General features: G+C 69.7%; 16 protein-coding genes and 1 pseudogene. 7 read left to right on the plus strand and 10 right to left on the minus strand.

The annotated features are described in order from the left end of the window. The first annotated feature begins 240 nt into the window (after window positions 1-240). Entirely contained in the window at window positions 241-441 is a 201-nt protein-coding gene (locus tag AC07FK_RS30705; RefSeq protein WP_479108207.1) for a hypothetical protein, read from the plus strand. Window positions 442-630: 189 nt separating this feature from the next. Here AC07FK_RS30705 and AC07FK_RS30710 read toward each other — a convergent pair whose 3' ends face one another. Then, window positions 631-2,088, minus strand: coding sequence for a VCBS repeat-containing protein (locus AC07FK_RS30710; protein ID WP_479108208.1), 1,458 nt, complete (start codon window positions 2,086-2,088; stop codon window positions 631-633). A 286-nt stretch (window positions 2,089-2,374) separates the two neighbouring features. Between AC07FK_RS30710 and AC07FK_RS30715 the strand changes: the two genes are divergently transcribed. Then, window positions 2,375-3,385 carry a questin oxidase family protein gene (locus tag AC07FK_RS30715; RefSeq protein WP_479108209.1) on the plus strand — a complete coding sequence of 337 codons (1,011 nt, stop codon included), beginning with the start codon at window positions 2,375-2,377 and terminating at the stop codon, window positions 3,383-3,385. Between the two features lie 17 nt (window positions 3,386-3,402). Here the strand turns inward: AC07FK_RS30715 and AC07FK_RS30720 are convergent, their stop codons facing one another. The 3 genes from AC07FK_RS30720 to AC07FK_RS30730 all read right to left on the minus strand — a co-directional run bounded on the left by AC07FK_RS30720 (window position 3,403) and on the right by AC07FK_RS30730 (window position 4,362). Beyond that, the gene (locus AC07FK_RS30720) at window positions 3,403-3,798 is read right to left on the minus strand and encodes a transposase (protein ID WP_479108262.1); all 396 of its coding nucleotides are present in this window, start codon (window positions 3,796-3,798) and stop codon (window positions 3,403-3,405) included. After that, the gene (locus AC07FK_RS30725; RefSeq protein WP_479108264.1) at window positions 3,795-4,007 is read right to left on the minus strand and encodes a hypothetical protein; all 213 of its coding nucleotides are present in this window, start codon (window positions 4,005-4,007) and stop codon (window positions 3,795-3,797) included. Before AC07FK_RS30725 ends, AC07FK_RS30720 begins: the two co-directional genes overlap by 4 nt. Before the next feature lie 70 nt (window positions 4,008-4,077). After that, on the minus strand, window positions 4,078-4,362 hold the full coding sequence (locus tag AC07FK_RS30730; RefSeq protein ID WP_479108210.1) for a hypothetical protein: 285 nt from the start codon (window positions 4,360-4,362) through the stop codon (window positions 4,078-4,080). A 177-nt stretch (window positions 4,363-4,539) separates the two neighbouring features. On the opposite strand from AC07FK_RS30730, the gene AC07FK_RS30735 reads away from it, so the two are divergent. After that, window positions 4,540-5,373 (plus strand): PIG-L family deacetylase, encoded by an 834-nt coding sequence (locus AC07FK_RS30735; protein ID WP_479108211.1) that lies wholly within the window; start codon window positions 4,540-4,542, stop codon window positions 5,371-5,373. A gap of 557 nt (window positions 5,374-5,930) precedes the next feature. On the opposite strand, the gene AC07FK_RS30740 is transcribed toward AC07FK_RS30735, so the two are convergent. Next, window positions 5,931-6,935 carry an ArsR/SmtB family transcription factor gene (locus AC07FK_RS30740; protein ID WP_479108212.1) on the minus strand — a complete coding sequence of 335 codons (1,005 nt, stop codon included), beginning with the start codon at window positions 6,933-6,935 and terminating at the stop codon, window positions 5,931-5,933. A gap of 154 nt (window positions 6,936-7,089) precedes the next feature. On the opposite strand from AC07FK_RS30740, the gene AC07FK_RS30745 reads away from it, so the two are divergent. Next, window positions 7,090-8,049 carry a hypothetical protein gene (locus tag AC07FK_RS30745; protein ID WP_479108213.1) on the plus strand — a complete coding sequence of 320 codons (960 nt, stop codon included), beginning with the start codon at window positions 7,090-7,092 and terminating at the stop codon, window positions 8,047-8,049. A gap of 72 nt (window positions 8,050-8,121) precedes the next feature. After that, window positions 8,122-8,595, plus strand: a complete 474-nt coding sequence (locus AC07FK_RS30750; protein ID WP_479108214.1) for a hypothetical protein — start codon at window positions 8,122-8,124, stop codon at window positions 8,593-8,595. Window positions 8,596-8,888: 293 nt separating this feature from the next. On the opposite strand, the pseudogene AC07FK_RS30755 reads toward AC07FK_RS30750, so the two are convergent. The 3 genes and pseudogenes from AC07FK_RS30755 to AC07FK_RS30765 all read right to left on the minus strand — a co-directional run bounded on the left by AC07FK_RS30755 (window position 8,889) and on the right by AC07FK_RS30765 (window position 11,259). Next, window positions 8,889-10,054 (minus strand): annotated as a pseudogene (locus AC07FK_RS30755) (DUF2252 family protein). Between the two features lie 269 nt (window positions 10,055-10,323). Continuing rightward, entirely contained in the window at window positions 10,324-10,773 is a 450-nt protein-coding gene (locus AC07FK_RS30760; RefSeq protein WP_479108215.1) for a DUF7144 family membrane protein, read from the minus strand. A 30-nt stretch (window positions 10,774-10,803) separates the two neighbouring features. After that, window positions 10,804-11,259, minus strand: coding sequence for an SHOCT domain-containing protein (locus tag AC07FK_RS30765; RefSeq protein WP_479108216.1), 456 nt, complete (start codon window positions 11,257-11,259; stop codon window positions 10,804-10,806). An 866-nt stretch (window positions 11,260-12,125) separates the two neighbouring features. Between AC07FK_RS30765 and AC07FK_RS30770 the strand changes: the two genes are divergently transcribed. Then, the gene (locus AC07FK_RS30770; protein WP_479108217.1) at window positions 12,126-12,746 is read left to right on the plus strand and encodes a potassium channel family protein; all 621 of its coding nucleotides are present in this window, start codon (window positions 12,126-12,128) and stop codon (window positions 12,744-12,746) included. 2 nt (window positions 12,747-12,748) lie between these two features. Continuing rightward, window positions 12,749-14,152, plus strand: a complete 1,404-nt coding sequence (locus tag AC07FK_RS30775; protein ID WP_479108218.1) for a DUF2252 domain-containing protein — start codon at window positions 12,749-12,751, stop codon at window positions 14,150-14,152. Between the two features lie 123 nt (window positions 14,153-14,275). Here AC07FK_RS30775 and AC07FK_RS30780 read toward each other — a convergent pair whose 3' ends face one another. Next, window positions 14,276-14,473, minus strand: coding sequence for a hypothetical protein (locus AC07FK_RS30780; RefSeq protein WP_479108219.1), 198 nt, complete (start codon window positions 14,471-14,473; stop codon window positions 14,276-14,278). 144 nt (window positions 14,474-14,617) lie between these two features. Beyond that, window positions 14,618-15,148 (minus strand): hypothetical protein, encoded by a 531-nt coding sequence (locus AC07FK_RS30785; protein WP_479108220.1) that lies wholly within the window; start codon window positions 15,146-15,148, stop codon window positions 14,618-14,620. Window positions 15,149-15,165 lie beyond the last annotated feature (17 nt).

Genomic DNA, 15,165 nt, shown 5'->3' on the forward strand with positions numbered 1-15,165 from the left:
CGGATACCGGTCGGTGGCAGGACATGCCGACGGCCCGCCACAATGGACGTCAGCGACATCAGGGCAAGTAAGCCGTTGCCGTCGCTGATGTCCCGACGTGCGACCGTCGCATGGCCCGCTGTCGTGAAGGGTAGTGCTGCGGGCGTGAGTCACCAATGGATCATTACGGCGAAGCCTGCAAGCACCCGCAGCACATCACCGGCCATCGCACCGGCCTTGCCGCGGCAGCCGTTCGGGACGGTGGCGATAGACCTCATGCCGTGGGAACTGCGCATCGGTGACGTCGTCCCCTTCGACGACCACATCGGCCGGCCGATCGCCGACATACATGCCGTGGGTCCTGGCTACCGCGCCCGACGCCTCATCGTGGCGGGCCTCCCACCGCTGACCTCACGCCACAAGCTGCGCATCTACCGCGCCGCACAGCGTCTGAGCGCCTGAACGGTGCTCCGGCCGCTCGGTCGACCGCAGAGTGGCTTCTCGACGCACCGTGAATCTGTGCCCGTAGGGCCCGGCCGAGGTACCGGCCGTCCTGCGCGGACAGAGCGCAGGTGGTGGCCGCAGCACAGCACACGGAAGGCGGCGCCGGAGGATTCCGGCGCCGCCCCTTCCGGCTGTCTGTCCACGTGCTCAGGAGCCCGATATGGCATCCCCGAACATGGGGTCGTCTCCCGGGTTGCCGATGCCCACGGACGACGCACCGAAGCTCACCGCGCCAGTGGCTGTGACGCCTCGGGTGGAGCCGCGCAGGACCCACACGGCGCCGTCGTCACTGTTCTCGCCGCCCGCGCCCACCGACAGATCGGCGCGGCCGTCCTTGTTGTGGTCGGCGAGGTGGATGGCGTCGCCGAACAAGTCCGACGACTCGTTGGCACCCGGGATACCCGAGGTGCCCTGGTTGAAGGACTGGGCGCCGGTTGCGGTCAGACCGGAGGCGCCGCCGCGCAGCACCCAGACGTTGCCGGCGTGGTCGGCGGAGCCGATGGATTCGAAGGGGGCGCCGACGGCGAGGTCCGGGTAGCCGTCGCCGTTGGTGTCGCCCGCGGCGAGCGTGTTGCCGAACAGGTCCCACGACTCGTCCGCGCCCGGCACGCCCTCGGTGGCCTGGCTGAAGACGCCGGTGCGGGAGGTGTCGACGCCGGCGGCGGCGCCGTAGTACACGGTGGCGTAGCCGCCGAGCGCCGTCTGGTCCCCGATGGGGTCGTCGTCGGTGCCGATGACGAGGTCGTCGTGGCCGTCCTTGTCGAAGTCGGCCGCGGTCAGCGCGTCGGGGTTGTCGTCGCTGACCTGGGTCTGCAGGGTGAGCCCGGTCGCAGAGCCCCCGTAGACGAAGGCACCTGTGAAGGAGCCCACCACCACGTCGTCCGCGCCGTCGTCGTCGAAGTCGCCGGCGGCCAGATCGACGGCGCCGTTCGGGTACGCGCCGGACTCGATCTGCGCGTCGAAGCGCAGCTTCCCGGCCGCGCCGCCGGACTTGGTGAAGCCGCCCTTGAAGATCCACACGTCCTTGCCGGTGGAACCGACCGCCAGGTCGGCCTTCCCGTCACCGGTGAAGTCGCCGACCGCGAGGGACTGGCCGAACCGGTCGTGGCCCGACGCGTTCGGGTCGCTGATCGTCGTGCCGCCCGACAGGCCGGACGAGCCGCCCCACAGGATCGTGACCGATCCGCCGTCAACGTCGCCGCTGACGTCCTCCAGCGGTGTGCCCACGACGAGATCGCCGTAGCCGTCCTTGTTGAGGTCGCCGTGTGCGAGTTCGGTGCCGAATCGGTCGGAGGTCTCCGAGGCGCCCGGCACGCCGGAGGAACTCTGCGATGTGGACTTGTGGCGCGCGGCGCTGATACCGCTCGATGAACCGTAGTTGACGACCACGGCGCCCGCCTTCGCCTTCGAGCCCGCGACAGCACCCGGGGCGCCGGTCGCCAGGTCGCGGTAGCCGTCACCGTTGAAGTCGTCGGCGAGCCCCGACGCGGCGGCACTCGCGCCGCCGGGCAGGGTGATGAGCAGGCCACCGGCCAGGGCGGCCGCGACGGCGGTGGCGCCCAGGACGACGGGACGCCGGGAGCGCTTGTGGTGGGACCGGTACATGGGTTTCTCTCCTCCGGGACATACGTGCGGCTCTGAGATGACCTGTGGTGAGCCTGAAGGGTTGTACGGGACAGGCGAGGTTCTTGGTGCCACGGCCTCTTCAACGGGGATCTGCCGCGGGCCATGGCTCTCCTCTCGGATCATGTAGGCCGCCGCATGCCCTACGAGTCGTCGTCAAGTGCGGCAGGGAGGTGGGCCTGCCTGGCGGTTGGACGGCTGGGCCTAGGTCCGGTCCTAAGCCTTCAGCCTGTTACGCCGCCGCGGCGCCTCGCCTACCGTCCTCACCATGGATACGACGGGCATTCTCGACGAGGCGCTCCAGCGGCTGCACAGGTCAGGGCCGGAGCGGCTTGGTCGGCTCACGAATCATGCGCCAATGGCCGTTGAGGCCCTGGCCGCGCGTGGCCAGGCCGGCTCGGTGCACCGGTGGCTCGATCTGTATACGCGCAAGCTTGAGGAGTTCCCGTCCGGTGTGGATCCGGTTACGGCCGTCAACTGGCGCTTGGCACTGGGCGATTCGCGCCGCGCTGCCGACTGGATCGGCTACTTTGGCCGGGAGATCGCCGAGCACCCCTGGCGGGACGTGCTCACCGAGTGGTGGCCCCGTCTCCTGCCCGGCCTGTACGGCGGCTCGACACACCCGGTGATCCGGGTGGGCCACGCCGTGCGCACTCTTCTGGTCGGCGAGGGCACCGAGCCGCGTCTGGTCGAGCTCGCCCACGGCCTCGGTTACTGGGCCGCCCGCTACCACCCCGTCTCGGGCCTCGCTCCGCTGCCTGGCGCCGACAGCGCAGTCGCCGCCCTCGACGCGGTGGTACCGATCGCCGAGCGGGACGGCGGATTCGCCGCCCGGCTCGGCCGCGTCACGGGTCTGCCGGTGTGGGCGGCCGCGATCACGGACCCGAACGAGGCGCACCACTGCCTCACCGAACTGGTGCGGGCTGCCACCCACCGGTACGCCACTCACGGCCACGGCGAGGAGACGATGCTGGTCCACGCGGCCACGGCCCCCAACGCCGTGCTGCGTACCCTGCCCGCGCTCCCGCATTCCCTGTGGGTGCCGAGCCTGCGGGCCGCCTGGACCGCATCTGCGGCGGTGACCGCGATGTACGCACCTCGCGCCCCGGTCGCGTACACCCCATCGGGCACCTTCACCCCCGCGGAGGTCTTCGAACGGGCCCTGACGCACGGCGACGAACACGTCATCAAACTAACCGACACGGCCCTCGACATCGGCGACGAACGGGCACTGGCAGCGGCTCTGCGCTCCATCGAGCTGAGCGAACCGCTGGTCTAGGAGTTGTCGTGAAAGTGTCAGGCCCACATCAGGAGCGACGCGAGGGTGACGGTGGCTCGGCAGGACTGGGCGGTCTTGTCGCACCTGGTGGTGATGCCACGCCACTGCTTCAACCGGTTGAAGCACCGTTCCACGACGTTGCGGCGTTTGTAGACCTCGTGGTCGATGGCCGGCGGGCGGCCGCCGAGGCTGCCGCGCCGGTCCCGGTTGGCTATCCGGTCTTTCCGTTCCGGGATGGTGTGGCTGATGCCCCGGCGCCGCAGCCAGATCCGGATCGCTTTCCAGCTGTAGCTCTCATCGCCGAGGACATGATCAGGACTGGTTCTGGGGCGGCTCGGGCCGATCCGGGGCACGCGTATCGCGTCCATCACGGTGGTGAACTGAGTGCAGTCGTTGGTGTTGCCGCCGGTCAGAACGAAGGCGAGCGGTGGGCCGGAGCCGTCGAAGGCAGGTGGATCTTGCTGGCCAGCCCGCCGCGGGACCGGCTGAGGGCCGGGCTCTGAAGCCCCTCTTTTCGGGCCCCGGCCGCATGCTGATGGGTGCGGACGAAGGTGGAGTCCACCGCGATCAGCCCCTCAATATCGCCCGCCTCGTCCGCTTGCGCTTGCGTGGCCCGGAACATCCGCTCGAAGGTTCCGTCCGACGCCCACCTGCGGAAGCGTGTGTGGAGGCCGGCCCACGAGCCGTATCGCTCAGGCACGTCCCGCCAGGCGACCCCGGTCCGGCAGCCAGCGGAGCGACGTGGTGGCGAGCCAGTTCAGGAAGTCCCTCGCGTCGGCGTGCGGGTCCTCGTCGGCGGCACCGGGGGCACGGACGCGGAGGGCCGCCTCGGCGTACGCGGTGACGATGTGTCCGGTGTCACCGGCTGACGCCCAAAGAACCAGGTCGACGTCGGCTTCCAGAGGCCCGTGGGCGTGAGTGGCGGCGAGTTGCGTCTTTCCGACGCCGCCTTCACCGACGAGCACATCGAAGACCAAGGGCCGGGAACAACCGGCCCGGCCGGCGCGGTTGCATCGACCGAGGGACCGGCGCCGCACGGGCGGGGAACGCGGAGACCACAAGCTCGTTCGTCCTGAACAGGATCCGGTCCCCGGGATCGCGGTACGCCCGCCGGGCACTCGGACCACGACGTACGTCTGCAGGAGGACTGTTTCATGACTGACCGGCCTTTGACGCTTATGGCAGTACACGCTCACCCGGACGACGAGGCCACGGGAACCGGAGGGGTTCTCGCGCGGTACGCGGCGGAAGGCATCCGTACGGTTCTCGTGACGTGTACTGACGGCGGTTGCGGTGACGGGCCGGGAGGTGTCAAGCCGGGGGATCCCGGGCATGATCCGGCGGCGGTCGCCTTGATGCGCCGTCAGGAGCTCGAGGCGAGCTGTGATGTCCTGAAGGTCAGTGATCTGGAAATGCTGGACTATGCCGACTCCGGGATGGTCGGCTGGCCGAGCAACGACGCTCCCGGATCCTTCTGGCAGACCCCCGTACAGGAAGGCGCGGCCCGCCTCGCGGAACTCATGCGGCACTACCGACCTGATGTGGTCGTCACCTACGACGAGAACGGCTTCTACGGCCACCCCGACCACATCCAGGCCCACCGCATCACGATGGCGGCGCTGGAGATGACCGCGCTGACACCGAAGGTGTACTGGACCACGATGCCCCGCTCGATGATGCAGCGGTTCGGCGAAGTCATGCGCGAGTTCCATGAGGACATGCCGGAGCCCGACCCCGCTGAGGCCGCCGCGATGGCCGAGATCGGTCTCCCCGACGATGAGATCACCACATGGGTGGACACCACCGCGTTCAGCGGTCAGAAGTTCGACGCGTTGGCCGCGCACGCCAGTCAGGGCGAGAACATCTTCTTCCTCAAGATGGGCAAGGAGAGGTTCGGCGAGTTGATGGGCATGGAGACCTTCGTACGTGTCCAGGACGCCACCGGCGCCGCCGTACCCGAGTCCGATCTCTTCGCCGGACTTCGCTGATCCGTCCGAACGGCCCGGGAAAGATCATTGATGCACGGCACAGACTGCGTTCTACGGCAATGGGGTCCCAGCGGGCTGTCGAAGCGGGAGTTCGAGCGCCGGCACAGCGTGACGTGTCGACTCTGCGAAAGGCGCTGGACTCGGCCCGGCCCAAGCCCGGAAGGGGCTGCCGCTGTGGGATAGCTGGATCTCGGCCACTACCACTGCTCGGGCTCATGACCATCGCCGACATCTGTAGCTCTTGGAGCCTCTGGCTGGCAGGTCAGCCTTCACGTGTGATGAGTGAGAGGAAGTGGGCACGGCCTCCCGGGGGCCCGACCGCAGTGACGGTCTGGGTTCCCGGGCGTGCCGCGAGCCGTGCCGTATCCCTCCGGCCGGCTCCGGACTGTGATCAGCGACGGCAGGTGGCCACGATGGCCAGCAGGGCGAGGGCGATGACCGCCAGCTGGATACACCCGTGGGTTCCGTCCGGCCCCCTCTAGCGGGTCTCGACGTGGGCACCGGGGGAGTTGAGAGGACACCGCGCCGTCGCCCGGCCGCGCGTCCGCGGCGCGATGTCAGGCCGCTGGTGGGGCGGAGAGGAGTTCGAGGAGAGCCATGCCTTTCGTGGTGGCTCGCAGTCGGACGCGTTGGCCGTGCCGTTCGCGTTCCAGTAGCCCTGCCGCGGCGAGTTGATCGCAGTGGTAGGTGGCGGTGCTGGGACTGATGTGCAGGTTGCGGGCGAGCTCTCCGACCGCGGGGCGGTGGGTCAGCTGCCGCAGGATCGCCGCCCGTATGACTCCCAGGACGAGACCGAGCGCGTCGGCTGCCGGGGGAGGGACGCTTGTGGAAGCGCCAGTGACATGGCCCAGGCCGGGCAGTGGATAGGCGATCCAGAGAAGTTCTGGATGCTCCGCGTCGTACATGCCGGCCCGGTGACCGGATGCCAGAGGCACGAGCGTGAGGCGACGGCCGCCGAGCGTGTCCGGTGCTCCGTGGTCGCACGAGGGCAGTTGCAAAGCGCCGTCGCGGAAGCGGATTTTGGTGTTGAGGCCGGTCAGTAGTGGTGCGAGGCTGCGAGTGACGCTGGCGAGCCCCACGCGTTCCATCTCGCGTCCGATCAGGCCGTCCGCCCGCTTCCACAAAGGCTCGAAAGCCGCCCAGACCGAAGTGACCACGTGCTTGTAGGCCGTGAGGAATTCCCGCGGTGAATCCACGATCCGCTGCCAGTCGGCGGACGGCGAGGCGGGACTTTGTGCCGCCATATCACCGGCGAACTCATCGGGACCGAGCTCCATCAGCTGATCGAGAGTGGCCGACATCCCGGTGCCGTGCAGATCGGAGGTCAGGGCCAGGCTGTCGGGGACGCGGGGATGTGTGGTGGACAGCAGGGTGCGGACAACGGAGGCAGCGGCGGGAGGGGCGGAGCTGTGGACGGTCCTGCGCCACAGATCTGGCACGTCGAAAGGCCCCTCACCGAGGACCCCCATGAGCAAGGTGAAAAGTGTGGGACCGGGATGCCTGACCACTTCTACGTGCACGTGCTCCAACGGACCCAGACGCACGATGCCCTCAGCCGTCATCCGCTCCCCCCCCGGTGGTGGTGCTCGGCCTTTCGAGATTATTCGAAAGGCTTTCGGCTGTCCCGCGGTTGTCGAAGGATGGTGTCACAGCCAGGGGCCCGGATCGCTCCCTTCCGCGACCACCGGTGTGGCTCCGCCCGGGGAAAGGATCGGCATGTACAGCAGCGCGCACGCCTTACAGAATGGTGCCCGGCCGAAGAAGACGTTGGTTCCGCGCGCCGTCACTGCTCTTGCCGTTTCGACACTCGTCGCCATCACCGGATGCGGCTGCACCGGGACCGTGCAGCCCCGCGCGGCCGAGCCGACCGTCGCGGCGCGACCGCTGACCGATGCCGAGCAGTTGCGGATCTCGGACGCCCAGCAGCGGCTGATCGGCACCTGTATGACACGGCAGGGCTTCCGGTTCCGGGAGGCGGAGCGGCTGAGCCCGGCGGAGAGCCGAACACTCGGCTACGTCTCGGACGACGTGGACTGGGCGCGCGAGTACGGCTACGGCAGCCGGCTCCGGGCCGCGGAGAACCGTGCGCGCCGCACCAACCCGAATCTGGCTTACCGCAAGGCGCTTTCCGACGAGCGACGGGCCGCATACGACAAGGCATTGGACGGCGGACTCGACGCACCCGTGATCTCGGCCGACGTCCCGGGCGGCGCGACGATCCGCAAGCGCGTGGGGGGCTGCGTGGCCGAGGCCGAGAAACATTTGTACGGGGACCCGGAGACGTGGTTCCGGGCGGAGAAGACCGTCGGGAACCTCCAGCCTCTCTACGTTCCCCGGCTGATGGCCGACAAGCGGTTCACCGCGGCGTTGAGCGCCTGGTCGCGGTGTATGGAGCGCGCGGGACACGAATACGCAAACCCCGGCGCCGCCCGCGCCGCGGCGGACCGGCAGACCCTGAGACGCGCTCCGGACAAGACGTTTGAGGCAGAGCGGAAGCTCGCTGTCGCCGATGCCACCTGCGTCCGCAAGACCTCTCTGGCGGACATTGGCCGAGAGCGCGAGACCCACTACGTGAACAAGCTGCGCGGCCAGTACGGCGAGGCCCTCGACACGCACACACGCTTGCAGCGCAGAGCTCTCGCACGCGCCGAGCGGATCGTCGAGCCCCGCGCCTGACCACCACCCCGGATGTCCACGGCCGCCGGCCGCGGATCGGATCACTACGTCGTCCACCAACAGGAGTCAACCATGCGAAAATTGGGCACAGCCATCGCCGTTCTCGGTCTGACGGTCCTGGGATTGGCCGTACCTGCCACATCGGCCCAGGCAGATACCCAGGGCGCCACCTGCAACTCCAAGTGGCCGGGCCGTGACGGTTCCGTCCGCGCCTGGCAGCATCCCGACTGCGAGGGCATCCTCCTCGGGAGGTCCCAGGGGGACGACGCCCACTGGGGCGACAACCAGGGAGGGTTCACGCACTCGGCTTACTACGACACGAGTTCGGTCATGAACAGCGGCACCCTCGGCGGCAGGGACGTCGTCGCCTTTTACGTCGGCCCAGGTCACCAAGGTGGGTACACCTGCCTCTCGCCGTACGAGCTGTACGCCGACAACCTGACCGACAACCACTTCACCAACGGCGCCGGCGTCGTCGACAATCGGATCGGCTCCCACCGCTGGGTGACAGCCGCCGAATGCGCGCCGGGTAGCTGGCTCACCTGAGGCAGCACCGCACTGGGCGGCCCGTCGCTTCTCTGTCGACGGGCCGCCCGTGCCCGGTTTGTACGCGGTCACCAGCGCCTCTTGTGATCGGAGGAGGGGTAGTGGGAGGGCCGACAGTGCTCACCGTACGAGCAGCGGACCAGGGTCCGTCTTCAAAGATCATCGGATGATGGATCATGGTGTGGTTATGCGCCGCCATCAAGGAGCCGCCCTTCCAGGGGTGGCGGGCGCAAAGGCGGCCCCGAACACGACTGCTTCGGACATGGCGCGCTGATGGTGTGGCGCTGATGGTGTCAGGAGGGCGCGATGGGCAGGCGGCCGTCGCCGCTGTCGGTCTGCCGTGCCCGGTCCAGCGTGTGGTGGAGTCGCGCGCGTTGCAGCGAGTTGCCGATCCTCTGGAGCAGGTCGTCGGCCGCGATGTGCTCGTACCAGACGGCGAGCTCAGTGGAAGTGGACAGTCCATTGATGTGCGTCCGGTAGCTCCGGGCGGCCTCGGCGGCGATGGCGCCGGTCGTCTCCGCCGGGACGTCGTTGTCGTAGGCGGCGACGACGAGGCTTGTGGCCAGGCGCTTGATGTCCCACTCGAAGGGGCGCGGCAGTGTCTCGTCGAAGTCGTCGAGTCGAAGTTGAGGCGTCGCTCCAGGGAGGCGAACAGCCCGGATTTGGACAGGTGCGCATCTCCTGAGAGCTGAACGGTCAGCCCGGTGTCCGGCATGCCGACCAGGTCGGCTGCCATGACAGCGGGAGCACCGCGATAGAAGGCGGACTGGGAGCCGGCCATGCGGGTGTAGCGGATCGGCACCAGGTCGGGGACGCGGGGCTGGGCCTCCTCGAGCAGGATGTTCACCAGGTCGGGCCGGTGCGGTGATGGGGTCCATTCGCCGTGCTCGGGCAGCGGGTGTTGCCTGCGGTCTCCAAGGCCCGGTGCGGCCGGGTCGTCGGACGCGGTGGTGGTTCGGCCCCACCTCCTGGACACCTGATGAACTGCGTCGCGGGTGCTCCCGCCGGACGCTGTCGGCCGTGATGCGGGAACGCTCAGGTGATCGCGTCGTCGGCTCGACCTGTCGGCCGCTGGGGTGTACGGCCGGCCGGTCGCGACGCCGAAGTGGTCGGCGGTCAGCTGGGCGGCCTGCTGTTCGGCGTGTTCTCCGTCGATGCGGTCCGGGAGGGTGTCCGTGTCGGCTTCGACGATCACTTCGCCGGCGCTGAGCCGGAAGATTCCCTCCGAGCTTGGACCGCGCACGAGGCGCGCTGCCTGGTGCGGTGCTGGCGATCCGCAGGCACACCACGCCGAGGAGGCCCGAGTCCAGCCGTGCTCTGCGGCCCTGACGGGGGGCGTCGACGGCCGGTCCGTAGGGATTGTTGCTGACGAGCAGCGCCTGGAGTTCGACGAGCAGCGTCTGGAGTGTCTCGACGTACGTCCCGTCCGTCCGTGCCCGCAGCGTGGGCGCGTCGTCACCGATGAGGATGGCTGGGAGGGTACGCAGGGTCGTGCGGGCTTTGGAGTCCCGGTACGCGGTGTCGTTGGCGACGGCCGCGCATGTGCCGAACGAGGAGTTGTTGACGAAGACGCGGTCCGCTGCGTACCCGAGGCCGACGCGCAGTTCGGCGCCTTCGGTCAGGGCTTTCAGGGCCGCGGCAGTTCCCACGCGTCGGCCCTTCCCTCCTGGCGTGCGGGCAGGCATCGGACTTCCCTTCCGTGGGCCGTTCGCCGCGTGCCGGGCTGCCTCACCGGTTACGCGTCGGACGGTCCTCGGACAGGTCGAGCAGGTCGTCCCGCTGGACCACGCACAGGGCCCAGATGATGAACGCCGAGATGGCGATCAACACGATCGACCACACCGGGTAGTACGGCAGGGAGAGGAAGTTGGCGATGATGACGAGTCCGGCGATGCCGACGCCGACGACGCGCGCCCACGTCGCCCCCTTGAGCAGACCGATGCTGACGATCACGGCGATCGCGCCCAGGACGAGGTGGACCCAGCCCCACGCCGTCAGGTCGAACTCGAACACGTAGTTGGGCGTCGTGACGAAGACGTCGTCCTCGGCGATGGCCATGATTCCCCGGCAGAAGTCGAGCAGGCCGACGAGGAAGAGCATCACGGCCCCGAAGGCGGTGAGGCCGGTTGCCCAGCCCTGCTTGGCCGTGTGCGCCGACCGGGTGTGTGTCGCGCTCATCTTGTGCCTCGTTTCGCGTTTCGGAATGCGTCAGCGAACGGTGGTGGAGCCAGAGCCCGGCTGCGGGCCGTGGCCGCTCAGAACCAGTTCCTTCGCCCTGCGGAACTCCTCGTCCGTGATGGCGCCCCGGTCGCGGATCTCGGCCAGCCGGGCGAGTTCGTCGACATTGCTGGGTCGTCCGCCGGCCGCGGTCTCCCGGATGTAGGACTTGAACTCCTCCTGCTGCGCTCGTGCCTGCGCCACCTCACGGCGGCCCATGTGCTTGCCGCGGGCTATCACGTAGACGAACACACCCAGGAAGGGCAGGAGGATGCAGAACACCAGCCAGCCGGTCTTCGCCCAGCCGTTCATCGAGTCGTCACGGAAGATGTCGGTGATGATCCGGAAGAGCAGGATGAACCACATGACCCACAGGAAGAACAGGAACATGGTCCAGAAGGCGCCCAGCAGCGGGTAGTCGTACGCCAGGTATGTCTGCTCGCTCATGTCCATCCTCCGTTTCGGGCCCTCGCCCGCAGCCGTTATTTGCGGTTTTCAGCATGCTCACGGCGGCCACCGTGCCGCCTCACCCTGCGCGGGTGAGTTGTGCGAGCTGCGGGCTCTGGTCCGACGCGTCCGCCGTGTGACCGGGCAGGAGCGTCCCGGGCAGGGGAACGGGAGGCGCGTCGAGGGGGAGGGGCTGCGCTCGGTGGCCTTGCTCCCGGCTACCGCGATCCCGCAGCCGTTCGCTCGCCGCGGGCCTCTGGGAGGCGTGCCCGGGCCGCCGACCGGCCCGGGCACGGCTCCTGGGCTCACGGGGCCCTCTTTCCCGGCCATGGCCCCCGCGGTTCCCGGTCTGCTCGCCCGGCCGTCCGTCCCGCCGGCGGCCGCGAGGATCGCCCGGGCGATCAGGGCTGCCAAGGCGACAGCCAGGACGAGCACCACCGCTGCCACCGTGAGGTGGTTCCACGGCAGCAGCACCAGCGCGCCCGCCGCGATGACGCCGCCGGCCGTCCACGCCCGGTGGTCCCTCAGCCAGCGCCCTGTGGATCCGGTGTTCGCACCGGCCCGGCTGAGCGCGCGGCCGGCGGCCGTCGTGCTCCGGTCCGCCGTCGCGCGGACCGCACGCGTCCGGTTCGTGTTCCGGGCCGCGTGGCACGGTCACGGACCTGGGTGGTCGGGGCGGTCGCTTGCGGACCGCGGACGGGCTGGTGTGAGCGGTGTGCCTGGGCCCGACCACTTCACGGTCGGGTCTGTCACGGGATGGCGGATCACCCACTACGGGTGATCCGGCGGCAGGGCCGTGGCGGTGAGGTGGGAGTCGCGGCACCCCCGCCCGACGGCCGCGGCCGGATGCACGAGGGAGCGATGAGATGAGCGACCCGAGCACCACCCGGCCGGACCGGTCCGGGTCCGATCCGGACGCGCACCGGCAGCGCGCCCCTGGCCGGTGGGCGGCTGCCGGGACTCTCACCCGCGCTGTGCTCATCGCCGTCGGCCTGGTCGCCGCCTATTACCTGCTGCCCCTGGACGATCGAGGTACGGCCGGCGCGTCGGCGCTGCTCGTGTGCGGCCTGCTGGCGGTGCTGCTGGTGTTCTCGTGGGAGGTGAGGGTCATCGTGCGCTCACCCCACCCGCGCCTGAAGGCCGTCGAGGCCCTGGCCGCCACACTCGTGCTCTTCCTGGTGCTCTTCGCCGGTGCCTACTACCTGCTCGACAGCTCCGCTCCGGGCTCTTTCAGCGAGCCGCTGACCAGGACGGACGCCCTGTACTTCACGTTGACGACGTTCAGCACGGTCGGCTTCGGGGACATCGCGGCACGTTCGCAGACCGGGCGTGTGCTCACGATGCTGCAGATGGCGGGTGGGCTGCTGCTCGTGGGGCTCGCAGCACGGGTGCTGGCGAGCGCGGTGCAGGCGGGGCTGCGCCGGCAGCGCGGGCCGTCACAGCCGGGTTCCGGGCCCGGCGCCGGGACACCGGATGAGGAGGCCTGACCATGACGGTGACGAGCGCTTTCACCGCGTCCTTGACCCCGGCCGAGCGGGCGGCGTACGGCAGGGACGCGCGCAGGCGTGCCTCCCGTTCGTGCCACGGCTGGTACGAGACGGCACAGCGGCGACCCGACCCCATCGAGGTGATCGAGCGGCAGTCGGCCGACCGCGTGCCGGACCTGGTCCCCATTCGCTACGGCCGCATGCTGGAGTCCCCGTTCCGCTTCTACCGCGGCGCTGCGGCGATCATGGCGGCGGACCTGGCGCCCCTGCCGGCCACCGGGCTGCGGGTACAGCTGTGCGGTGACGCCCACCCGCTGAACTTCCGGCTGCTCGCCTCGCCGGAGCGCCGTCTGGTCTTCGACATCAACGACTTCGACGAGACGCTGCCCGGACCGTTCGAGTGGGACGTCAAACGGCTGGCCGCGGGGTTCGTGACGGCGGCCCGGGCGAACGGCTTCTCGCTCAAGGAGCAGAACGCCGCCGTAAGGGCCTGCGTGAGCGCCTACCGGGAGCGGATGCGCGAGTTCGCAGGCATGCGCACTCTGGACATCTGGTACGCCCAGGACGACGCCGATCGTATGCGGAAACTGCTGGCCCCTTCGCTGGGCCGGGAGGCCGGGCGGCGTACCGCCAAGGCCGCGGCGCGGGCTCGCACCCGAACGCATCTCGAAGCCTTCGCCAAGCTCACCCGTGTCACGGCCGAGGGCCGGCGCATTGCCCCGGACCCGCCGCTGATCAGCCCGCTCGGCCACCTGTCGGCCGACGCGTCCGGGCGGGAGCTGGAATTCCAGGCCCTCCTGGACGGGTACGCACGGACCCTGCCGTCCGAACGCCGGCACCTGTTGCGGCACTACCGTCTGGTGGACATGGCCCGAAAGGTCGTGGGCGTGGGCAGTGTCGGCACGCGCTGCTGGGTCCTGCTCCTGCTCGGCAGGGACGACGACGATCCCCTGCTGCTCCAGGCCAAGGAGGCCCAGGAGTCGGTGCTGGGCGCCCATACGGGCGGCGAGCGCTTCGACAACCAGGGCCGCCGGGTGGTCGCCGGACAGCGCCTGATGCAGACGGCCGGCGACATATTCCTCGGCTGGACCCACGTGGTGGGCCTCGACGGACAGGGCCGGGACTTCTACGTGCGCCAGCTCTGGGACTGGAAGGGCATAGCCCGGCCGGAGACCATGGGGCCTGGCCTGCTCTCCCTTTTCGCCCGGATGTGCGGGGCGTCCCTCGCGCGGGCCCACGCCCGCTCGGGCGACCCTGTCGCTGTCGCCGCCTATCTGGGGGGCAGCGACCGCTTCGACCGCGCGCTCGCGGAGTTCGCGCAGTCCTACGCCGACCAGAACGAGCGGGACCACGAGGCGCTCGAAGTCGCCTGCCGCTCCGGTCGGATCAGGGCTGAGCGGCTCTGAGCCTCGGCTGACGGAGCGGGCGCTGACACGTCAGACCCGGCGGCGGGCTCCCCTCCCGCCCCGTACCCGGTGGCCGGGTGAGCACAGCCGACCGGACACAGAGGGCGGATCGGGGAAACCCCGTCACTCCGGCAACTGCCGCATCTCCATGACACGCAGCCCCAGTGACTGGCAGCGTGCCAGCAGGCCGTACAGCTGCGCTTCGTCCACTACAGGGCCGAACAGGACGGTCTGGCCGGACATCACCACGTGCCCCAGCTCCGGAAAGGCTTTCGCCAGTGTTTCCGACAGGTGGCCCTCGACGCGGATCTCGTAGTGCACGAGCTGTCCCTCCCATGGACATGCCTGGGGCAGGTGGACGACGCCCTCTCCCCGCGATCCTCCGTCCGGACGCTCCACGACCGCATCACCCGGTACAGGTGACCGTGTGTGCGGGCGGAGGCGGACGCCGGGGCAGCCGCCTTCCTAATGTGTCAGAACGATCTTGAAGGCGATGATCGCAAGGCCGAGCAGGAGATTGACCGATGCGGTGGTGGCCATCAGCCGCCGGGAGGCGCCCGCGCGGCGTGCCGCCGCCACGGACCAGCCCACCTGGCCGCCCACGGCGATGGACAGTGCCAGCCAAGCGCCGCCTCGCACGTCCAGGCCCAGCAGCGGGCTGACGGCCACCGCGACGGCCGGCGGGACGGCGGCCTTCACGATCGGCCACTCGTCCCGGCACACGCCCAGCACGACCCGGCGGTCCGGCCTCTGCCGTGAAGCGAGGCGTGCCCCGAACAGGTGGGCGTGCACGTGCGCGATCCAGAAGACCAGGCCGGTGAGCAACAGCAGCAGCACCAGCTCGACGCGGGGGAACGAGCCCAGGGTGCTGGCGCCGATCACCACGGAGGCCGCGAGCATGGATCCGTAGACGCCGCCCGTGTAGTCGGCGTGGGCCCGGCGCTCGGCACGGCGCTCCCCGCGCGGCGGGGTGGATCCGGTTGTGGTTCTGGACACCTGTGACTCCCTTCTGG

Source organism: Streptomyces sp. NPDC046122 (assembly GCF_056429965.1).